Here is a 20,529-nt window from a genome sequence, read left to right on the forward strand (position 1 = left end):
CTTTTTAGCTTACTGCTGCTGCGAAGACTGGATCGCCGTCAGCGCGATGGTGTAGACGATATCGTCTACCAGCGCACCACGGGACAGATCGTTCACAGGTTTGCGCATACCTTGCAGCATAGGCCCGATGGAGATCAGGTCTGCTGAACGCTGTACCGCTTTATAGGTGGTGTTACCGGTGTTCAGATCCGGGAAGATGAACACGGTAGCGCGACCTGCAACCGGCGAGTTCGGCGCTTTGGATTTCGCCACGTCAGCCATGACGGCGGCATCGTACTGGAGCGGGCCGTCGATCATCAGATCAGGACGTTTTTCCTGCGCAATACGGGTCGCTTCACGCACTTTCTCTACGTCGCTGCCTGCACCAGAGGTACCGGTGGAGTAGGAGAGCATTGCGACGCGCGGTTCGATACCGAAGGCAATCGCGGAGTCCGCAGACTGGATTGCGATTTCAGCCAGCTGCTCTGCGGTTGGGTCCGGGTTGATCGCGCAGTCGCCGTAAACGTAAACCTGTTCAGGCAGCAGCATGAAGAACACGGAGGAGACCAGAGAGCTGCCCGGTGCGGTTTTGATCAGCTGCAACGGTGGACGGATGGTGTTCGCGGTGGTGTGAACCGCACCGGAAACCAGACCGTCAACTTCGTCCTGCTCCAGCATCAGCGTACCCAGTACAACGTTGTCTTCCAGCTGCTCGCGCGCAACGGCTTCGGTCATGCCTTTGTTCTTACGCAGCTCAACCAGACGGGCAACGTAGCTTTCGCGAACCACTTCAGGATCAACGATTTCGATGCCAGCGCCCAGCTCAACGCCCTGAGACGCCGCCACGCGGTTGATCTCGTCCGGATTACCCAGCAGCACGCAGGTCGCGATACCGCGCTCTGCACAGATGGCCGCCGCTTTAACGGTACGTGGTTCGTCGCCTTCTGGCAGAACCACGCGTTTGCCCGCTTTACGCGCCAGCTCGGTCAGCTGGTAACGGAAGGCTGGAGGAGACAGACGACGGCTGCGCTCGGAAGTTGCCGTCAGGGATTCGATCCAGTCTGCGTTGATGTAGCCTGCAACGTATTCCTGAACTTTCTCGATACGCTCGTGGTCATCAACCGGCACTTCGAGGTTGAAGCTTTGCAGGCTCAGGGAGGTCTGCCAGGTGTTGGTGTTCACCATGAAGACGGGCAGGCCAGTGGCGAACGCGCGCTCGCACAGCTTGCTCACGCGTGGGTCCATCTCATAGGCACCGGTCAGCAGGATCGCGCCGATCTCCACGCCGTTCATCGCGGCCAGACAGGCTGCAACCAGCACGTCCGGACGGTCTGCGGAGGTCACCAGCAGGGAACCTGCACGGAAGTGCTCCAGCATGTGTGGAATGCTACGTGCGCAGAAAGTGACGGACTTCACGCGGCGGGTGTTGATATCGCCTTCGTTAACGATGGTAGCGTTCAGGTGACGCGCCATATCGATTGCACGGGTAGCAATCAGATCGAAGCTCCACGGCACCGCGCCCAGAACAGGCAGCGGGCTGGAATCCTGCAACTTAGCCGGGTCAACTTTGATGACTTTCGCTTTGGAAGAGTCGTCGAAAATTTCGGACAGGTCAGGACGCGTACGGCCCTGTTCATCTACTGGTGCGTTCAGTTTGTTAACAATTACGCCAGTGATGCTGGTGTTTTTCGCACCGCCGAAGCTGCTGCGCGTCAGTTCGATACGCTCTTTCAGCTGCTCTGGGGTATCCGTGCCCTGAGACATCACGAAAACGATCTCTGCGTTCAGGGTTTTCGCGATTTCAAAGTTCAGAGACTGGGCAAACTGGTGTTTACGGGTCGGGACCAGGCCTTCAACTAGCACCACTTCCGCGTCCTGCGCGTTAGCGTGATAGTTGGCGATGATCTCTTCCATCAGCACGTCTTTCTGGTTGCTGGAGAGCAGAGACTCAACGTGGCTCATCTTCAGCGGTTCAGCCGCTGGCAGATTAGAGTTTTTACGCACGATGGTGGTGGTCTGGTCTGGCGCATCGCCACCGGCACGTGGCTGGGCGATAGGCTTAAAGACGCTCAGACGAACGCCTTTGCGTTCCATAGCGCGGATCACGCCGAGGCTGACGCTGGTCAGGCCGACGCTGGTTCCGGTAGGGATCAGCATAATAGTACGGGACACGGTTTATCCTCTTTCGTTACCGCCGCGACTGGGCGGGTTACAAAACAGCACCGCCAGCAATGCTGGCGGTGTGGAATCAGGCAGTCAGGCGGTGCGCGTCTTGCGCGATGACCAGCTCTTCGTTAGTTGGGATAACGATAGCAGGGCGGGTGCCTTCTTTGTTGATGAAGCCAGACTTGCCGAAGCGGGCAGCCAGGTTACGCTCGTGATCAACTTCGAAGCCCAGAACGCCCAGTTTGCCCAGGGACAGTTCACGCACCATCGCTGCGTTTTCACCGATACCACCGGTGAAGATCACCGCGTCCAGACGACCGTCCATCAGTGCAGTGTAGGAACCGATGTACTTCGCCAGACGGTGGCAGTAAACGTCCATTGCACGTTTAGCGTCAGCTTTCTCTGCGTAGTTGTCTTCAACATAGCGGCAGTCGCTGGTGACTTCGGTCAGACCCAGCAGGCCAGACTCTTTGGTCAGCATTTTGTTGATGTCATCAACGCTCATGCCCAGGGTGTCGTGCAGGTGGAAGATGATCGCCGGGTCGATGTCACCGGAACGGGTACCCATCACCAGACCTTCCAGTGGGGTCAGACCCATGGAGGTATCAACACATTTACCGTTGCGGATAGCGGAAACAGAACCACCGTTGCCCAGATGGCAGGTGATGATGTTCACTTCTTCAACCGGCTTGTTCAGAACTTTTGCGGCTTCCTGAGTCACATAGAAGTGGCTGGTGCCGTGTGCGCCGTAACGACGAACGCCGTGCTCTTTGTACAGGCTGTACGGCAGGGCATAGAGGTAAGACTCTTCCGGCATGGTCTGATGGAACGCAGTGTCGAACACAGCCACGTTTTTCTCTTTCAGATTCGGGAAGGACTTCAGTGCTTCAGCGATACCGATCAGGTGAGCCGGGTTGTGCAGCGGTGCGAAGGATGCAGAGTCTTTGATGCCCTGAATCACAGAGTCGTCGATCACGACGGAGCTGGTGTATTTTTCGCCGCCGTGGACGATACGGTGACCAATCGCAGTCAGCTGAGCAGACAGTTCTGGTTTTTGTGCCAGAATAGTGTTAACGATAAAGTTCAGCGCTTCACTGTGAGCGGCGCCTGCACCTAAAGCCGCTTCTTGTTTGCTGCCGTCCATCTTCCACTTGATACGTGCTTCAGGCAGATGGAAACATTCGGCCAAACCAGAGAGGTACTCGTCACCGTTGAGCGCATCGATGATGGCGAATTTCAGTGAGGAGCTACCGCAGTTTAGAACCAGTACTAACTTACTCGACATGGAAGTACCTATTATTGATACGTGGCTAAAAAAACGTCAGTGAGTCTAAAAGCGTAACGCATGCTGACCCAGACATTTATGATTAACATCATGCCAAACGAACATTCTGGCAGGATGGAAGAAATACCTATGATTTTAAGCCATTTTGAACATTTTTCAGACAATGGCATAATATGCGATAATTTGACGAGCTAACGCTTATCGTCTACGGCCCTATCAGGCTGGCACAGGATACCCGATACGGGGTAGCGATGACAAAATATTTTGAACGTTGTCATAGCCTGTTGTGGTTTTGCACGAAAATTTTAATTTTTATATGTGAAGTTGAGGTACAGCCATGTCGACACCCGAAATCCCGTCCGTGAACTTCTTCAGTCTGTTTCGCCGGGGGCAGCATTATTCAAAGACGTGGCCAATGGAAAAGCGCCTCGCGCCGATGTTTATTGAGAATCGCACTATCCGCGCCACGCGCTATGCGATTCGCTTTATGCCCCCGATTGCCGTTTTTACCCTGTGCTGGCAGATTGCGTTAGGTGGACAGCTTGGGCCTGCCGTCGCGACGGCGCTCTTTGCGTTAAGCCTGCCGATGCAGGGGTTATGGTGGTTAGGTAAACGCTCCGTCACGCCACTTCCTCCCTCTATTTTACACTGGTTTTATGAAGTGCGTGGAAAACTGGAGGAGGCCGGCCAGGCGCTTGCGCCGGTGGAAGGCAAGCCGGATTACCAGGCGCTGGCGGACACCCTCAAGCGCGCATTTAAACAGCTTGATAAAACATTCCTCGATGACTTGTGATTGATCATCGAAACGACGACCAAAAGAAGGCACAGTAACACACCGTTACCGTGTCTTTTTTTTACAGTGCAATGCGCTACAGGAGTCGAAAGATGGAAATGACCCATGCTCAACGTCTGATTTTGTCTAACCAGTACAAGATGATGACTATGCTTGATCCCGATAACGCTGCGCGCTACAGCCGCCTGCAAACCATTGTCGAACGCGGCTTTGGCTTGCAAATGCGCGAACTGGATCGCGAATTTGGCGAATTGAAAGAGGAAACCTGCCGTATCGTTATCGACATCATGGAGATGTACCATGCGCTGCATGTGTCCTGGACCAATCTGAAAGACCAGCAGACCATTGACGAGCGCCGCGTGACGTTCCTGGGCTTTGATGCCGCGACGGAAGCGCGCTATCTGAGCTATGTGCGCTTTATGGTGAATACCGAAGGGCGCTACACCCATTTTGATGCGGGTACGCACGGCTTCAACGCCCAGACCCCCATGTGGGATAAATATCAACGGATGCTGAGTGCGTGGCACGCCTGTCCGCGTCAGTACCATTTAAGCAGCAACGAAATTCAACAAATCATTAATGCCTGACGGAGGTGCGTGTGCAGTGTAAAGGTTTTCTGTTTGATCTGGACGGTACGCTGGTGGATTCACTGCCGGTGGTGGAGCGCTCGTGGTGCCATTGGGCCGACCGGCACGGTATTGACCATCAGGACGTACTGAATTTCATCCATGGCAAACAGGCCATTACCTCATTGCGACACTTCCTGGCGGGACGTTCTGAGGACGAGATTCAGGCGGAGTTCCGCTATCTTGAGCAGATTGAAGCCACCGACACCGAGGGTATCACTGCGCTGCCCGGTGCGCGCGAACTGCTGGAGCACCTGAATGAAGCGCAGATCCCGTGGGCTATCGTCACCTCCGGCTCGATTCCCGTCGCGCATGCCCGTCATAAGGCGGCAGGTTTACCGACGCCGGACGTGTTCATTACCGCTGAGCGCGTGAAGCGCGGCAAGCCTGAACCGGATGCGTTTCTGCTCGGCGCGGAACTGCTTGGCCTTGGGCCAGCGGCGTGCGTCGTGGTGGAAGACGCGGCGGCAGGCGTGCTGGCCGGGCTGAACGCGGGATGCCACGTCATCGCAGTAAACGTTCCGGCGGATTCCCCCCGACTGAATGAGGCGGATTTTGTGCTAAACACCCTGACCGCCCTCGACGTCTCGAAGGCTTCTGACGGCATTGTAACCGTCTCACTAAAAATGTAATCCCATGATATCGCCCCGTATTACCGGGGCTTTTTTATGGCAAAATTGCTTCTCCTCCACTGACAAGGACATGTTGTGAACGGTGAACTGATTTGGGTCCTGAGCCTGCTGTTAATCGCCATCATTCTTTTTGCCACGGGCAAGGTGCGCATGGATGCCGTCGCCCTGTTTGTGATTGTCGCTTTCGTTCTGAGCGGTACGCTTTCCCTGCCGGAAGCCTTTTCCGGGTTTAGCGATCCCAACGTTATTTTGATTGCCGCCCTGTTTATTATTGGCGACGGGCTGGTACGCACCGGCGTGGCGACGATGATGGGGTCGTGGCTGGTTAAGGTGGCGGGCAGCAGCGAAACCAAAATGCTGATTTACCTGATGCTGACGGTCGCCGGGCTGGGCGCGTTTATGAGCTCTACGGGCGTCGTGGCTATCTTTATTCCGGTGGTGCTTAGCGTCTGCATGAGAATGCAGATCTCCCCGTCGCGGCTGATGATGCCGTTGAGCTTTGCCGGGCTTATCAGCGGTATGATGACGCTGGTCGCGACGCCGCCGAACCTCGTTGTGAACAGCGAGCTGATCCGTGAAGGGCTTGAGGGGTTTAGCTTCTTTAGCGTGACGCCGATCGGGCTGGTGGTACTGGTGCTGGGCATTATCTATATGCTTTTGACCCGTTTCGCGCTGAAAGGGGAGAAGCAGGACAAAGCCAAAGAGGGCTGGAAGCGGCGCTCTTTTCGCGATCTGATTAAAGAGTACCATCTGACCGGGCGTGCCCGGCGTCTGGCTATCCGCCCGGGGTCGCCTATGGTGGGGCAGCGGCTGGATGACCTTAAGCTACGCGAACGCTATGGCGCGAACGTCATCGGGGTTGAGCGCTGGCGTCGTTTTCGTCGGGTGATCGTTAACGTAAACGGGGTGTCCGAGTTTCGCGCGCGTGACGTCCTGCTGATTGATATGTCCACGGCGGACGTGGATCTGCGCGAGTTTTGTAGCGAACAGCTGCTGGAGCCGATGGTGCTGCGCGGTGAGTATTTCTCCGACCAGGCGCTGGATGTGGGAATGGCCGAGGTGTCCCTGATCCCGGAATCGGAGTTATTGGGTAAAACCGTGCGTGAAATCGGCTTTCGTACCCGCTATGGCCTCAACGTGGTGGGCCTGAAACGCGATGGGGTCGCCCTTGAAGGGGCGGTGGTGGATGAGCCGATCCTGCTGGGGGATATTTTTCTGGTGGTCGGCAACTGGAAGCTGATTAGCCAGCTCGGGCAGAAAGGCCGTGACTTTGTGGTGCTGAATATGCCGATTGAAGAGAGCGATGCCTCACCGGCGCACAGTCAGGCGCCCCACGCGATATTTTGTCTGGTTTTGATGGTTGCCCTGATGCTGACGGACGAGATCCCTAACCCGGTGGCGGCGATCATCGCCTGTCTGTTAATGGGCAAATTCCGCTGTATCGACGCCGAAAGCGCCTACAAAGCGATTCACTGGCCGAGCATCATTCTTATTGTCGGGATGATGCCTTTTGCTCTGGCGCTACAGAAAACCGGCGGGGTGGATTTGATCGTGAAAGGCTTAATGGACGCGGGCGGGGGATATGGTCCGTACCTGATGATGGTTTGCCTGTTTGTCATGTGCGCCACCATTGGTTTGTTTATCTCCAATACCGCCACGGCGGTGCTGATGGCACCCATTGCGCTGGCGATGGCGAAATCCATGGGCGTCTCACCGTATCCATTTGCGATGATGGTTGCGATGGCGGCGTCCGCGGCATTTATGACGCCGGTCTCTTCCCCGGTGAATACGCTGGTGCTGGGGCCTGGGAATTACAAATTCAGTGATTTTGTGAAGCTGGGCGTGCCGTTCACCGTGCTGGTGATGCTGGTATGCGTGGTGTTGATTCCGGTGTTATTTCCGTTCTGAGAACTTCGCCGGGTGGCGGCTGCGCCTTACCCGGCCTACATAACTCGTAGGCTCTGCAAGCGCAGCGCCGCTGGGCGAACTGTTAAAGCGGCGAATCCTGGCTGATCTCATCCAGCGACAGATGGAAGCTCGGCACAAATACCTGCATGAAGTAATCCATCTCCTCGCTACGGCGGGCGTCCAGCGTTTTCTCCAGACGCGATTTCGCCAGCAGGAACTCGTTATTCCCGGCGGATAACTCTTCCAGGCACTTCAGGTAGGCGCACAGCGCATCGGCCTGCTTAACCAGGGATTTTTCCTCTTCCGTATACTGATGCTCGTCAATCAGCGGCTCAAAGATATCACGCAACTCTTCAGGCACCATGTCGATCAGCTTCTGTTGGGCAATCTTCTCAATGGCCTTATATTCCTGGGCAATCTGCGAGTTGAAATATTTCACCGGCGTCGGCAGATCCCCGGTCAGCACTTCCGATGCGTCGTGGTACATCGCCAGCAGGGCGATACGTTCGGCATTCACCTGCCCGTTGAATCTGCGGTTTTTAATCGCGGCCAGCGCATGAGCGACCATGGCAACCTGCAAACTGTGCTCAGACACATTTTCGGTGCGCACGTTGCGCATCAGCGGCCAGCGGTTGATGAGTTTCAGGCGGGAGAGGTGGGCAAAGAAATGACTCTGACTCATAGGTTACCTTATGTCTTCACTGCGACAGACTGCATTGTGCGGGGAGGGGAGGGAAGATGCAAATTTGTGGATTTTATAGGCCGGGTAAGCGCAGCGCCACCCGGCAGAAAGGCAAGGTTACTGATGATACCCGGAGAGGAAGCGCCCGAAGCGGCTGATGGCCATTTCGAGATCGTCTTCGCGCGGCAGGGTGACGATACGCACGTGATCCGGCCACGGCCAGTTAAACGCCGTCCCCTGAACCAGCAGCACTTTTTCCTGCAACAGGAAGTCGAGCACCATTTTCTGGTCGTCGTGAATATTGAAGCGCTTTGCGTCGATTTTCGGGAACATATACAGCGCGCCGTTAGGCTTCACGCAGGAGACGCCCGGAATATCGTTAATTAATTCCCATGCGCGGTTGCGCTGCTCATACAGTCGGCCACCTGGGACGATAAACTCGCTGATGCTTTGATAGCCTCCGAGCGCTGTCTGGATCGCATGTTGCGCCGGTACGTTGGCGCACAGACGCATGGATGCCAGCATCTCCAGCCCTTCAATGTAGCCTTTCGCATGTTTTTTCGGCCCGTTCAGTACCATCCAGCCCTGACGGAAACCAGCCACGCGGTAAGTTTTAGACAGTCCGTTAAAGGTGACCGTCAGCAGGTCGGGCGCCAGCGCGGCGATAGAGTGGTGCTGCGCCGCGTCGTACAGGATCTTGTCGTAAATCTCATCGGCAAAGATGATCAGGTTGTGCTGGCGGGCGATCTCGACGATCTCCATCAGCAGCTCTTTTGAGTAGACCGCGCCCGTCGGGTTATTCGGGTTAATAATCACGATACCCCGGGTGCGTGGGGTGATTTTGGCGCGAATATCATCCAGATCCGGGAACCAGTCAGACGATTCGTCGCACAGGTAGTGCACCGCTTTACCACTGGATAAGGACACCGCGGCCGTCCACAACGGATAGTCCGGGGCAGGAACCAGCATTTCATCACCGCTGTTGAGCAGCGCCTGCATCGCCTGAACGATCAGTTCCGAGACACCGTTGCCAATGTAGATATCTTCAACGGTGACGTCGCGCATGCCGCGAGCCTGATAGTGCTGCATAATGGCTTTACGGGCAGAGTAAAGCCCTTTTGAATCGCAGTAGCCTTGTGCAGTGGGCAGGTTACGGATCACATCCACCAGGATCTCATCCGGCGCTTCAAAACCAAATGGCGCGGGGTTGCCGATGTTGAGTTTCAGAACCTTATTGCCTTCCTCTTCAAGGCGTTTTGCCTCTTTGAGTACCGGGCCACGGATGTCGTAACAGACGTTGTCGAGCTTGCTGGATTTTTCGATAGGGGACATGAACCTTTAACCTTTTCGCTATTATTGCAACTTCCTGCCGTGGAAGTGAGCACGGAACAATGTACTCCCACCGCGCTTCGTTTTGAAGGGTGCACAGAAGAAGATTTTGTACAACCGGGCAGCACCGCTGTGATCGCTTAATCTAACGAGGGAGTGATTTTGTGCCTGAACTTACCGTAATAAAGGGAATTGCTGGGTTGTTTATGCTGAAAATTTCATATAATGATGAATATTATTCTGGGGTAAATAAAAAGACGATCCTGACTGAAGGGTTCGTACCCCTGAGTAATCATTCGTAAAACCTGAATGCTGAGATACCGATTGCCATATTAGCGAAGCCAGGTTAAAAGTTACTCATGTGAAATTAATGTTAAGGGGTATTAATGAATGGCCTGAATCTAAATTAAACTTTATTTATTATTAACGACGAAAATGCAACTTTCGTTAATTTTAATAAAATGAGTGTAGTTGCTTATCATTGGCGGTAAATCCTTAATATTGCAATAAGACTTATAAATATAGTGGATTTGGGTTAAGATGTGTTTCGGGAATGCAGCATAGCGATAGGCCTGTTACGTATAACGCGGTCTGCTTTCCTGTATTAATCGATTGTTATTGTTAAAGTTATCTCTGGCTGATTGGGTAAGTCACATCTTGCTACGTTAGCAACGCTGCGATATAGATGGCAGAAAACATGTCTTACTCTTAATGGTATTTACATCGACCTGCAAACAACGAAATATCCTGAATGCAAGAGAATAAAAATAACGTCATGAAACGTGATTTCTGACTGTTGATATACCGCAGTACAATAACTATCTGTCAGGCAGTCTGCCGGGCCGGGATGCGAGGGAAACTCTTCAGAAGGAATTGCTTAACTGTTACACACAGCTTCAACCCGGGCAGCTCCGCACGAGCAACCTGAAAGTGAAAAGATATGATAAATGCAAATCGTCCGATAATGAATCTCGACCTCGATCTGCTGAGAACGTTTGTTGCGGTCGCCGATCTCAACACTTTTGCAGCAGCTGCTGCCGCCGTTTGCCGTACCCAGTCCGCCGTGAGTCAGCAAATGCAGCGGCTGGAACAACTGGTTGGTAAAGAGCTTTTTGCGCGTCATGGGCGTAATAAGCTTTTAACAGAACATGGTATTCAGCTTCTGGGTTATGCCAGAAAGATACTGCGCTTTAATGATGAAGCCTGTATGTCATTAATGTTTAGCAACCTTCAGGGGGTGTTAACATTAGGGGCGTCAGATGAATCAGCAGATACCATTTTACCCTTCCTTCTCAACCGAATTAGCTCGGTTTATCCGAAGCTTGCCCTGGACGTTAGCGTTAAACGCAATGCCTTCATGGTTGAGATGCTGAAAGAAAACGAGGTTGACCTGGTGGTCACCACGCATCGACCCGGCCAGTTTGACTGCCTGACGCTGCGTACCTCTCCTACGCACTGGTACTGTGCCGCGGAGTATGTATTGCAAAAAGGTGAGCCAATACCCCTGGTCCTGCTGGACGATCCCAGTCCGTTCCGCGATATGGTGCTAGCTGCGCTCAACGAAGCCAGTATCCCATGGCGTCTGGCGTATGTGGCGTCAACGTTGCCCGCGGTACGAGCGGCAGTGAAGGCCGGGCTTGGCGTAACGGCCCGTCCGGTGGAGATGATGAGTCCCGACCTGCGTGTGCTGGGTCACTCTGAGGGACTCCCGTCGTTGCCGGATACGGAGTACCTGCTGTGCCATAACGCCGCCAGCAATAACGAGCTGGCGAAAGTGGTATTCGAGGCAATGGAAAACTACCACAATCCATGGCAGTACGCGGCTGTTACTCCCGAAGGAGGGGATGACTCCCTGATCGTGGAAGGGGATTTTGAGTGATCACTCTCTCAAAATTCTCGTAACAAAATGTAAGTGCAAAAAAGAGCCACTCGCATGATTTTTTCCTGCGAGTGGTTTTTTTTGCTATTCATAACCGCGAGTTGAGAAGGGATAAAGAAAATACTGCTTATTTATCAACGTGGAAAATGTTTATGGTTAAGATGTGAACAATAGCTGTTCTAACTTCCCTCATCCCCCGCCGATGTTAAAAAAAGAGGAAATATGTTGCTGTTTTTTTGATTGAATTAACAAAAGCGTGTCTCAGATCAAGAAAATACTCCTATTTGGGGGGAGGAATCGTTGGCAAATCCTGTCAAAATAGGAGGGTTATTTTTTTTACTTCCAAAACGGACACGATTCAACAAGATGCATTTGACGGAAAGTCATGTACCCACCAGGGTTAAAGGGCACCAAATGTTAATGAGAATCGCACGTTGTAATTTAATGTGAAGAAACCTTTGTTAAAGTTGACAAAAGGTTATAGAAAGGAGTAAAAAACCCCATCATTTTGCTGTCTATGTCTCATTTCTGACAGTTAGTGTAAGGTTATTTTGTTCCTCCCCATGAATCGATGTGATGCCCATCTGCCAGCAAGAGCAGTGTCGTTGGTATCACTTTTGATGAGTAAGCAATGAGTATGTCAACATCCACAGAAGTCATCGCTCATCACTGGGCATTCGCAATCTTTCTTATTGTAGCCATTGGCCTGTGCTGCCTGATGTTAGTCGGCGGCTGGTTCCTGGGCGGTCGCGCCCGCGCAAGGCACAAAAACACACCTTTCGAATCAGGTATTGATTCAGTAGGTACCGCTCGCTTACGCCTGTCTGCCAAGTTCTACCTGGTGGCCATGTTCTTCGTCATTTTCGACGTGGAAGCGCTTTACCTCTTCGCGTGGTCTACCTCCATTCGCGAAAGTGGTTGGGTGGGCTTTGTCGAGGCCGCAATTTTCATTTTAGTGTTACTGGCCGGTCTGGTTTATCTGGTGCGTATTGGCGCGCTGGACTGGACACCTGTGCGTTCACGCCGTGAACACATCAACCCGGAAAACAGTATCTCTAATCGTCAGCAGTAACAGCGAGGCAATAAGATGGATTATACGCTCACCCGCATAGATCCTAACGGTGAGAATGACCGTTACCCCCTGCAAAAACAGGAGATCGTAACCGACCCCCTGGAGCAAGAAGTCAACAAAAGCGTGTACATGGGCAAGCTCGAACATGCCATGCACGATATGGTCAACTGGGGTCGTAAGAACTCCATCTGGCCATACAACTTTGGCCTTTCTTGCTGCTACGTTGAAATGGTGACGTCATTCACTGCGGTGCATGACGTTGCGCGTTTTGGGGCCGAGGTACTGCGTGCTTCTCCACGTCAGGCTGACCTGATGGTGGTGGCCGGGACCTGCTTTACCAAAATGGCACCGGTTATTCAGCGTCTTTATGACCAGATGCTGGAGCCAAAATGGGTTATCTCCATGGGCGCATGTGCAAACTCCGGCGGTATGTACGACATTTATTCCGTTGTGCAGGGCGTTGATAAGTTCATTCCGGTGGATGTGTACATCCCGGGCTGCCCGCCGCGTCCAGAGGCCTATATGCAGGCGCTGATGCTGCTTCAGGAGTCAATTGGTAAAGAACGCCGCCCACTCTCCTGGGTTGTTGGCGATCAGGGTGTCTATCGCGCGAACATGCAGTCTGAGCGCGAGCGTAAACGTGGTGAACGTATTGCTGTCACCAACCTGCGTACGCCTGACGAAATTTAATTTGCGCCTGTGGGCCTGGAGAACACCTTCGCATATCACTACTCAAATAGCGCGAAGCCAGGCTTAACAGTCACCACGGACCATTTGCAATGGTGAACAATATGACCGACTTAACCGCGCAAGAAGCCGCCTGGCAGACCCGGGATCATCTCGATGACCCCGTCATTGGCGAACTGCGCAACCGTTTTGGGCCGGATGCCTTTACTGTTCAGGCCACCCGCACCGGGGTACCCGTTGTTTGGGTGAAGCGTGAGCAATTACTGGAAGTTGTCGATTTCCTCAAGAAATTGCCAAAACCTTACGTCATGCTGTTTGACTTACACGGCATGGACGAACGTCTGAGAACGCACCGCCAGGGTCTCCCTGCTGCGGATTTTTCCGTTTTCTACCACCTGATCTCAATAGACCGCAACACGGATATCATGCTCAAGGTGGCATTGTCTGAAAACGACATGCATCTGCCGACGATCACCAAACTTTTCCCGAACGCCAACTGGTACGAGCGTGAAACCTGGGAAATGTTCGGCATGACCTTCGACGGCCACCCGCATCTGACGCGCATCATGATGCCGCAGACCTGGACCGGCCACCCGCTGCGTAAAGACTACCCGGCACGTGCCACCGAATTCGATCCGTTTGAGCTGACCAAAGCCAAGCAGGATCTGGAGATGGAAGCGCTGACCTTCAAGCCGGAAGACTGGGGCATGAAGCGCGGTACCGAAAACGAGGACTTCATGTTCCTCAACCTCGGTCCAAACCACCCGTCTGCGCACGGTGCATTCCGTATTATTCTTCAGCTTGACGGCGAAGAGATTGTCGACTGCGTACCTGACATCGGCTACCACCACCGTGGTGCAGAGAAGATGGGCGAGCGTCAGTCCTGGCACAGCTACATTCCGTATACTGACCGTATCGAATACCTCGGCGGCTGCGTAAACGAAATGCCATACGTGCTGGCCGTTGAGAAACTGGCAGGTATCACCGTCCCGGATCGCGTCAACGTGATTCGCGTGATGCTGTCAGAGCTGTTCCGTATTAACAGCCACCTGCTGTACATCTCCACGTTCATTCAGGACGTTGGCGCGATGACGCCGGTCTTCTTCGCCTTTACCGACCGTCAGAAAATCTACGATCTGGTGGAAGCGATTACCGGTTTCCGTATGCACCCGGCCTGGTTCCGCATCGGCGGCGTGGCACACGACCTGCCGCGCGGCTGGGACCGTCTGCTGCGTGAATTCCTGGACTGGATGCCGAAACGTCTGGCGTCTTACGAGAAAGCCGCGCTGCGTAACTCCATCCTGAAAGGCCGTTCTCAGGGCGTTGCTGCCTACGGCGCGAAAGAAGCGCTGGAGTGGGGAACCACAGGTGCAGGTCTGCGTGCGACGGGTATTGATTTCGACGTGCGTAAAGCCCGTCCTTACTCTGGTTACGAGAACTTCGACTTTGAAGTCCCGGTTGGCGGCGGCGTATCCGACTGCTATACCCGCGTGATGCTGAAAGTGGAAGAGCTGCGCCAGAGCCTGCGCATCCTTGAGCAGTGCCTCAACAACATGCCGGAAGGCCCGTTCAAGGCGGATCACCCGCTGACGACGCCGCCACCGAAAGAGCGCACGCTGCAACATATCGAAACCCTGATCACCCACTTCCTGCAAGTTTCCTGGGGTCCGGTCATGCCGGCACAAGAATCCTTCCAGATGATTGAAGCGACCAAGGGTATCAACAGCTACTACCTCACCAGCGACGGCAGCACCATGAGCTACCGCACCCGCGTGCGTACGCCAAGCTTCGCGCACTTGCAGCAGATCCCGGCCGCCATTCGCGGCAGTCTGGTCTCCGACCTGATTGTGTATCTGGGTAGTATCGATTTTGTTATGTCAGATGTGGACCGCTAATTATGCACGAGAATCAACAACCACAAACCGAGGCTTTTGAGCTGAGTGAAGCAGAGCGTGCCGCCATTGAGCACGAGATGCACCACTACGAAGACCCGCGTGCGGCGTCCATTGAAGCGCTGAAAATCGTACAGAAACAGCGTGGTTGGGTGCCGGATGGGGCGATCTATGAGATCGCAAAAGTGCTGGGCATTCCGGCAAGTGACGTAGAAGGCGTAGCCACGTTCTACAGCCAGATCTTCCGTCAGCCGGTTGGCCGCCATGTGATCCGCTACTGTGACAGCGTGGTCTGCCACATTACCGGTTATCAGGGCATTCAGGCTGCGATTGAGAAGAAACTCAATATCAAGCCGGGCCAGACCACGTTCGACGGACGCTTTACTCTGCTGCCAACCTGCTGCCTGGGTAACTGCGACAAGGGGCCGACCATGATGATTGATGAGGACACTCACAGCCATCTGACGCCGGAAGCGATTCCTGACCTGCTGGAGCAGTACAAATGAAAACTGTAATTCGTACTGCTGAGACGCATCCGCTGACCTGGCGTCTGCGCGATGACAAACAGCCCGTCTGGCTCGACGAATACCAGAGCAAAAACGGCTATGCCGGGGCGCGTAAAGCCCTCGGCGGCATGGCGCCGGATGACATCGTGAATGCGGTAAAAGACTCCGGCCTGAAAGGCCGCGGCGGCGCGGGCTTCTCCACCGGTCTGAAGTGGAGCCTGATGCCGAAAGACGAATCCATGAACATCCGTTATCTGCTGTGTAACGCCGATGAAATGGAGCCGGGCACCTATAAAGACCGCCTGCTGATGGAGCAGCTGCCACACCTGCTGGTGGAAGGCATGCTGATCTCCGCGTTTGCGCTGAAAGCGTACCGTGGCTACATCTTCCTGCGCGGTGAATACATCGAAGCGGCAGAAAACCTGCGTCGCGCGATTGCCGAAGCGACAGAAGCGGGTCTGCTGGGCAAAAACATCCTGGGCACCGGGTTTGACTTCGAACTGTTCGTGCACACCGGGGCCGGGCGTTATATCTGCGGTGAAGAAACCGCGCTGATTAACTCTCTGGAAGGCCGCCGCGCGAACCCGCGTTCCAAGCCACCGTTCCCGGCAAGCTCCGGCGTATGGGGTAAACCGACCTGTGTGAACAACGTCGAAACCCTGTGTAACGTCCCGGCGATCCTCGCGAACGGCGTGGAGTGGTATCAGGGCATCTCCTCAAGTAAAGATGCCGGTACCAAGCTGATGGGCTTCTCCGGTCGCGTGAAGAACCCTGGCGTCTGGGAGCTGCCGTTCGGCACCACCGCACGTGAAATTCTTGAAGACTACGCGGGCGGCATGCGCGATGGCCTGAAATTCAAAGCCTGGCAGCCGGGTGGGGCAGGGACAGACTTCCTGACCGAAGCCCACCTTGACCTGCCAATGGAGTTCGAAAGCATTGGTAAAGCAGGCAGCCGTCTGGGTACGGCGCTGGCGATGGCCGTCGACCACGAGATCGGCATGGTATCCCTGGTACGTAACCTGGAAGAGTTCTTCGCCCGTGAGTCCTGCGGCTGGTGTACACCGTGCCGTGATGGTCTGCCGTGGAGCGTGAAGATCCTGCGTGCTATCGAGCGTGGCGAAGGCCAGCCTGGCGATATCGAGACACTTGAGCAACTGTGTCGATTCTTAGGGCCAGGCAAAACCTTCTGTGCCCACGCACCGGGTGCCGTCGAGCCACTGCAAAGCGCGATTAAATATTTCCGCGACGAATTCGAAGCAGGCATCAAGCAGCCGTTCAGCAATACTCATTCAATCAATGGTATTCAGCCGAACCTGCTGAAAGCGCGCTGGTAAAAACAGAATTTTGATTAACGCTCGGTTTCGACCGAGACAACTGGAAGCATGCTAATGGCTACGATTCATGTAGACGGCAAAGAATACGAAGTCAACGGGGCGGACAACCTGCTGGAAGCTTGTCTGTCTCTTGGCCTCGATATTCCGTACTTTTGCTGGCATCCGGCGCTGGGCAGCGTCGGTGCTTGCCGCCAGTGTGCGGTGAAGCAATATCAAAACGCGGAAGACACGCGTGGTCGCCTGGTGATGTCCTGTATGACGCCAGCCGCCGAAGGCACCTTTATTTCGATTGATGACGAAGAAGCCAAACAGTTCCGCGAAAGCGTGGTGGAGTGGTTGATGACCAACCACCCGCACGACTGTCCGGTGTGTGAAGAGGGCGGAAACTGCCACCTTCAGGACATGACCGTTATGACCGGTCACAGCTTCCGTCGCTATCGCTTTACCAAGCGTACCCACCGTAACCAGGATCTGGGGCCGTTCATCTCTCACGAAATGAACCGCTGCATCGCCTGCTACCGCTGCGTGCGTTACTACAAAGACTACGCAGACGGTCAGGATCTGGGCGTGTACGGCGCACATGACAACGTCTACTTCGGTCGTCCGGAAGACGGTACGCTTGAAAGCGAATTCTCCGGTAACCTGGTAGAAATCTGCCCGACCGGCGTATTCACGGATAAAACCCACTCCGAGCGCTACAACCGTAAATGGGACATGCAGTTTGCACCAAGCATCTGCCAGCAGTGCTCCCTCGGCTGTAACACCAGCCCGGGTGAACGTTACGGCGAACTGCGTCGTATCGAAAACCGTTACAACGGTACCGTTAACCACTACTTCCTCTGCGACCGCGGTCGTTTCGGCTATGGCTATGTAAATCTGAAAGACCGTCCGCGTCAGCCGGTTCAGCGCCGTGGCGACGATTTCATTACCCTGAACGCTGAACAGGCGATGCAGGGCGCGGCAGATATTCTGCGTCAGTCGAAGAAAGTGATCGGCATCGGCTCCCCGCGCGCCAGCATCGAAAGCAACTTCGCGCTGCGCGAGCTGGTTGGGGCGGAAAACTTCTACACCGGTATCGCCCAGGGCGAGCAGGAACGTCTCCAGCTGGTACTGAAAGTGCTGCGTGAAGGCGGTATCCATACGCCTGCGCTGCGCGAAATCGAATCCTATGATGCGGTTCTGGTGCTGGGTGAAGACCTCACGCAGACCGGCGCACGTGCAGCTCTGGCGGTACGTCAGGCGGTGAAAGGTAAAGCACGTGAAATGGCAGCGGCGCAGAAAGTGGCTGACTGGCAGATTGCGGCAATCCTCAACATCGGTCAGCGCGCGAAGCATCCTCTGTTTGTGACAAACGTCGACAATACCCGTCTGGACGACATCGCCGCGTGGACCTACTGCGCGCCGGTTGAAGATCAGGCGCGCCTCGGCTTTGCGATTGCCCACGCGCTGGACAACAACTCTCCGGCCGTTGAGCTGGATCGCGACCTGCAAAACAAGGTCGACGTGATTGTTCAGGCCCTGGCGGGTGCGAAAAAACCACTGATTATTTCCGGTACCAACGCCGGAAGCGCTGAGATCATTCAGGCCGCAGCGAACGTTGCGAAAGCCCTGAAAGGCCGCGGTGCCGACGTCGGTGTGACCATGATTGCCCGTGCGGTGAACAGCATCGGTCTGGGGATGATTGGTGGTGGCTCGCTGGAAGAAGCGTTAAGCGAACTGGAATCCGGTGCCGCTGACGCCGTTGTGGTGCTGGAAAACGACCTGCATCGCCATGCTTCTGCCGCTCGCGTTGACGCTGCGCTCTCCAAAGCGCCGCTGGTGATGGTGATTGACCATCAGCGCACCGCCATCATGGACAAAGCGCACCTGGTGCTCTCTGCGGCAAGTTTTGCAGAAAGCGACGGGACGGTGATCAACAACGAAGGCCGCGCACAGCGCTTCTTCCAGGTTTACGACCCGGCGTACTACGACAGCAACACCGTGATGCTGGAAAGCTGGCGCTGGCTGCACTCCCTGCACAGCACCGTGCAGAGCCGTGAAGTGGACTGGACGCAGCTCGACCACGTTATCGACGCGGTAGTGGAAAAACTGCCTCATCTGGCGGGCATCAAAGATGCGGCGCCTGAAGCCAGCTTCCGCATTCGCGGTCAAAAACTGGCGCGTGAACCGCACCGCTACAGTGGCCGTACCGCGATGCGCGCCAACATCAGCGTGCACGAACCGCGTCAGCCGCAGGATAAAGACACCATGTTCGCCTTCTCCATGGAAGGGAACAACCAGCCGTCTGCGCCGCGTTCGCAAATCCCGTTCGCATGGGCGCCGGGCTGGAACTCCCCGCAGGCATGGAACAAGTTCCAGGCTGAAGTGGGCGGCTCCCTGCGCCACGGCGATCCGGGCGTACGTCTGATTGAAGCCTCCGACAGCGGTCTGGACTTCTTCACCACCGTTCCGGCGAGCTTCCAGGCGCAGGAAGGTCACTGGCGTATTGCGCCGTACTACCATCTGTTCGGTAGCGACGAGCTGTCCCAGCGTTCACCGGTCTTCCAGACCCGTATGCCGCAGCCGTACATTAAGCTCAACCCGGCAGACGCCGCGAAGCTTGGCGTTAACGCGGGTGCGAACATTGCCTTTAGCTATGACGGCCAGACCATCAGCCTGCCGCTGATTATTTCTGAACGTCTGTCAGCAGGGCAGGTGGGTCTGCCGATGGGTATGCCTGGCATCGCGCCGGTTCTGGCGGGTGCGCATCTTGATAACCTTCAGGAGGCAAAAGCATGAGTTGGTTAACGCCGGATCTTATCGACATCCTGCTGAGCATTCTGAAAGCGGTTGTGATTCTGCTGGTGGTCGTCACCTGCGGCGCGTTCATGAGCTTTGGTGAACGTCGTCTGCTCGGTCTGTTCCAGAACCGTTACGGACCGAACCGCGTGGGCTGGGGTGGTTCACTCCAGCTGGTGGCGGACATGATCAAGATGTTCTTTAAAGAGGACTGGGTTCCGCGCTTCTCGGACCGCGTGATCTTTACGCTGGCCCCGATGATCGCCTTCACCTCGCTGCTGCTGGCATTTGCTATCGTTCCCGTCAGCCCGACCTGGGTGGTCGCTGACCTGAACATCGGCATTCTGTTCTTCCTGATGATGGCAGGCCTCGCGGTTTACGCGGTGCTGTTCGCAGGCTGGTCCAGTAACAACAAATACTCCCTGCTGGGTGCGATGCGTGCTTCCGCGCAGACGCTGAGCTACGAAGTGTTCCTGGGTCTCTCCCTGATGGGCGTGGTGGCGCAGGCCGGTTCATTTAACATGACCGACATCGTCAACAACCAGGCCGACATCTGGAACGTTATCCCGCAGTTCTTTGGGTTTATTACCTTTGCTATCGCGGGCGTGGCGGTGTGTCACCGTCATCCGTTTGACCAGCCAGAAGCCGAACAGGAACTGGCCGACGGTTACCACATTGAATATTCCGGTATGAAGTTCGGTCTGTTCTTCGTGGGCGAGTACATCGGTATCGTCACCATTTCCGCGTTGATGGTAACGCTGTTCTTTGGTGGCTGGCATGGCCCGTTCTTACCGCCGTTCATCTGGTTCGCGCTGAAAACCGCGTTCTTCATGATGATGTTCATTTTGATTCGCGCAGCGTTACCGCGTCCGCGTTATGACCAGGTAATGTCCTTCGGCTGGAAAGTGTGCCTGCCGCTGACGCTCGTCAACTTGTTGGTAACGGCGGCTGTCATTCTCTGGCAGCAGCCATAAGGGGCTT

At 54.9% G+C, this 20,529-nt stretch carries 16 protein-coding genes; 12 read left to right on the plus strand and 4 right to left on the minus strand.

From position 1 onward, the window contains the following. Positions 1-9 precede the first annotated feature (9 nt). Both pta and ackA read right to left on the minus strand, forming a co-directional pair. Positions 10-2,151: a phosphate acetyltransferase gene (pta, locus tag BH712_RS17155; protein WP_006811390.1), complete on the minus strand. Its 2,142-nt coding sequence runs from the start codon at positions 2,149-2,151 to the stop codon at positions 10-12. A gap of 76 nt (positions 2,152-2,227) precedes the next feature. After that, positions 2,228-3,430, minus strand: coding sequence for an acetate kinase (ackA, locus tag BH712_RS17160; RefSeq protein WP_006811389.1), 1,203 nt, complete (start codon positions 3,428-3,430; stop codon positions 2,228-2,230). Positions 3,431-3,767: 337 nt separating this feature from the next. On the opposite strand from ackA, the gene yfbV reads away from it, so the two are divergent. The 4 genes from yfbV to BH712_RS17180 all read left to right on the plus strand — a co-directional run bounded on the left by yfbV (position 3,768) and on the right by BH712_RS17180 (position 7,389). Further along, on the plus strand, positions 3,768-4,223 hold the full coding sequence (yfbV, locus tag BH712_RS17165; RefSeq protein ID WP_006811387.1) for a terminus macrodomain insulation protein YfbV: 456 nt from the start codon (positions 3,768-3,770) through the stop codon (positions 4,221-4,223). Positions 4,224-4,315: 92 nt separating this feature from the next. Next, the gene (locus BH712_RS17170; protein ID WP_003861461.1) at positions 4,316-4,810 is read left to right on the plus strand and encodes a YfbU family protein; all 495 of its coding nucleotides are present in this window, start codon (positions 4,316-4,318) and stop codon (positions 4,808-4,810) included. Positions 4,811-4,821: 11 nt separating this feature from the next. After that, a complete protein-coding gene (locus BH712_RS17175) occupies positions 4,822-5,481 on the plus strand; it encodes a sugar phosphatase (protein WP_006811386.1) in 660 nt (219 codons plus the stop codon). A 75-nt stretch (positions 5,482-5,556) separates the two neighbouring features. Beyond that, positions 5,557-7,389 (plus strand): SLC13 family permease, encoded by a 1,833-nt coding sequence (locus BH712_RS17180; protein WP_006811385.1) that lies wholly within the window; start codon positions 5,557-5,559, stop codon positions 7,387-7,389. An 82-nt stretch (positions 7,390-7,471) separates the two neighbouring features. On the opposite strand, the gene yfbR is transcribed toward BH712_RS17180, so the two are convergent. Both yfbR and alaA read right to left on the minus strand, forming a co-directional pair. Then, positions 7,472-8,071 carry a 5'-deoxynucleotidase gene (gene yfbR, locus BH712_RS17185; RefSeq protein WP_006811384.1) on the minus strand — a complete coding sequence of 200 codons (600 nt, stop codon included), beginning with the start codon at positions 8,069-8,071 and terminating at the stop codon, positions 7,472-7,474. Positions 8,072-8,188: 117 nt separating this feature from the next. After that, positions 8,189-9,403: an alanine transaminase AlaA gene (gene alaA, locus BH712_RS17190; RefSeq protein WP_003861471.1), complete on the minus strand. Its 1,215-nt coding sequence runs from the start codon at positions 9,401-9,403 to the stop codon at positions 8,189-8,191. A 937-nt stretch (positions 9,404-10,340) separates the two neighbouring features. Between alaA and lrhA the strand changes: the two genes are divergently transcribed. The 8 genes from lrhA to nuoH all read left to right on the plus strand — a co-directional run bounded on the left by lrhA (position 10,341) and on the right by nuoH (position 20,522). Continuing rightward, positions 10,341-11,279: a transcriptional regulator LrhA gene (gene lrhA / locus BH712_RS17195; RefSeq protein WP_032673973.1), complete on the plus strand. Its 939-nt coding sequence runs from the start codon at positions 10,341-10,343 to the stop codon at positions 11,277-11,279. A 631-nt stretch (positions 11,280-11,910) separates the two neighbouring features. Next, positions 11,911-12,351 (plus strand): NADH-quinone oxidoreductase subunit NuoA, encoded by a 441-nt coding sequence (gene nuoA / locus BH712_RS17200; RefSeq protein WP_003861475.1) that lies wholly within the window; start codon positions 11,911-11,913, stop codon positions 12,349-12,351. Between the two features lie 15 nt (positions 12,352-12,366). After that, positions 12,367-13,041 carry an NADH-quinone oxidoreductase subunit NuoB gene (gene nuoB / locus BH712_RS17205; protein ID WP_003861482.1) on the plus strand — a complete coding sequence of 225 codons (675 nt, stop codon included), beginning with the start codon at positions 12,367-12,369 and terminating at the stop codon, positions 13,039-13,041. Between the two features lie 89 nt (positions 13,042-13,130). Next, positions 13,131-14,933, plus strand: a complete 1,803-nt coding sequence (gene nuoC / locus BH712_RS17210; RefSeq protein ID WP_003861484.1) for an NADH-quinone oxidoreductase subunit C/D — start codon at positions 13,131-13,133, stop codon at positions 14,931-14,933. 2 nt (positions 14,934-14,935) lie between these two features. Next, entirely contained in the window at positions 14,936-15,436 is a 501-nt protein-coding gene (gene nuoE, locus BH712_RS17215; protein ID WP_006176513.1) for an NADH-quinone oxidoreductase subunit NuoE, read from the plus strand. Then, on the plus strand, positions 15,433-16,770 hold the full coding sequence (nuoF, locus tag BH712_RS17220) for an NADH-quinone oxidoreductase subunit NuoF (protein WP_006811381.1): 1,338 nt from the start codon (positions 15,433-15,435) through the stop codon (positions 16,768-16,770). The genes nuoE and nuoF overlap by 4 nt, the downstream gene beginning before the upstream one ends. Before the next feature lie 54 nt (positions 16,771-16,824). After that, the gene (nuoG, locus tag BH712_RS17225) at positions 16,825-19,548 is read left to right on the plus strand and encodes an NADH-quinone oxidoreductase subunit NuoG (protein ID WP_032673972.1); all 2,724 of its coding nucleotides are present in this window, start codon (positions 16,825-16,827) and stop codon (positions 19,546-19,548) included. Then, positions 19,545-20,522 (plus strand): NADH-quinone oxidoreductase subunit NuoH, encoded by a 978-nt coding sequence (gene nuoH / locus BH712_RS17230; protein WP_003861490.1) that lies wholly within the window; start codon positions 19,545-19,547, stop codon positions 20,520-20,522. Before nuoG ends, nuoH begins: the two co-directional genes overlap by 4 nt. Positions 20,523-20,529: the final 7 nt, after the last annotated feature.

This window comes from Enterobacter hormaechei ATCC 49162, assembly GCF_001875655.1.
GTDB lineage: Bacteria > Pseudomonadota > Gammaproteobacteria > Enterobacterales > Enterobacteriaceae > Enterobacter > Enterobacter hormaechei.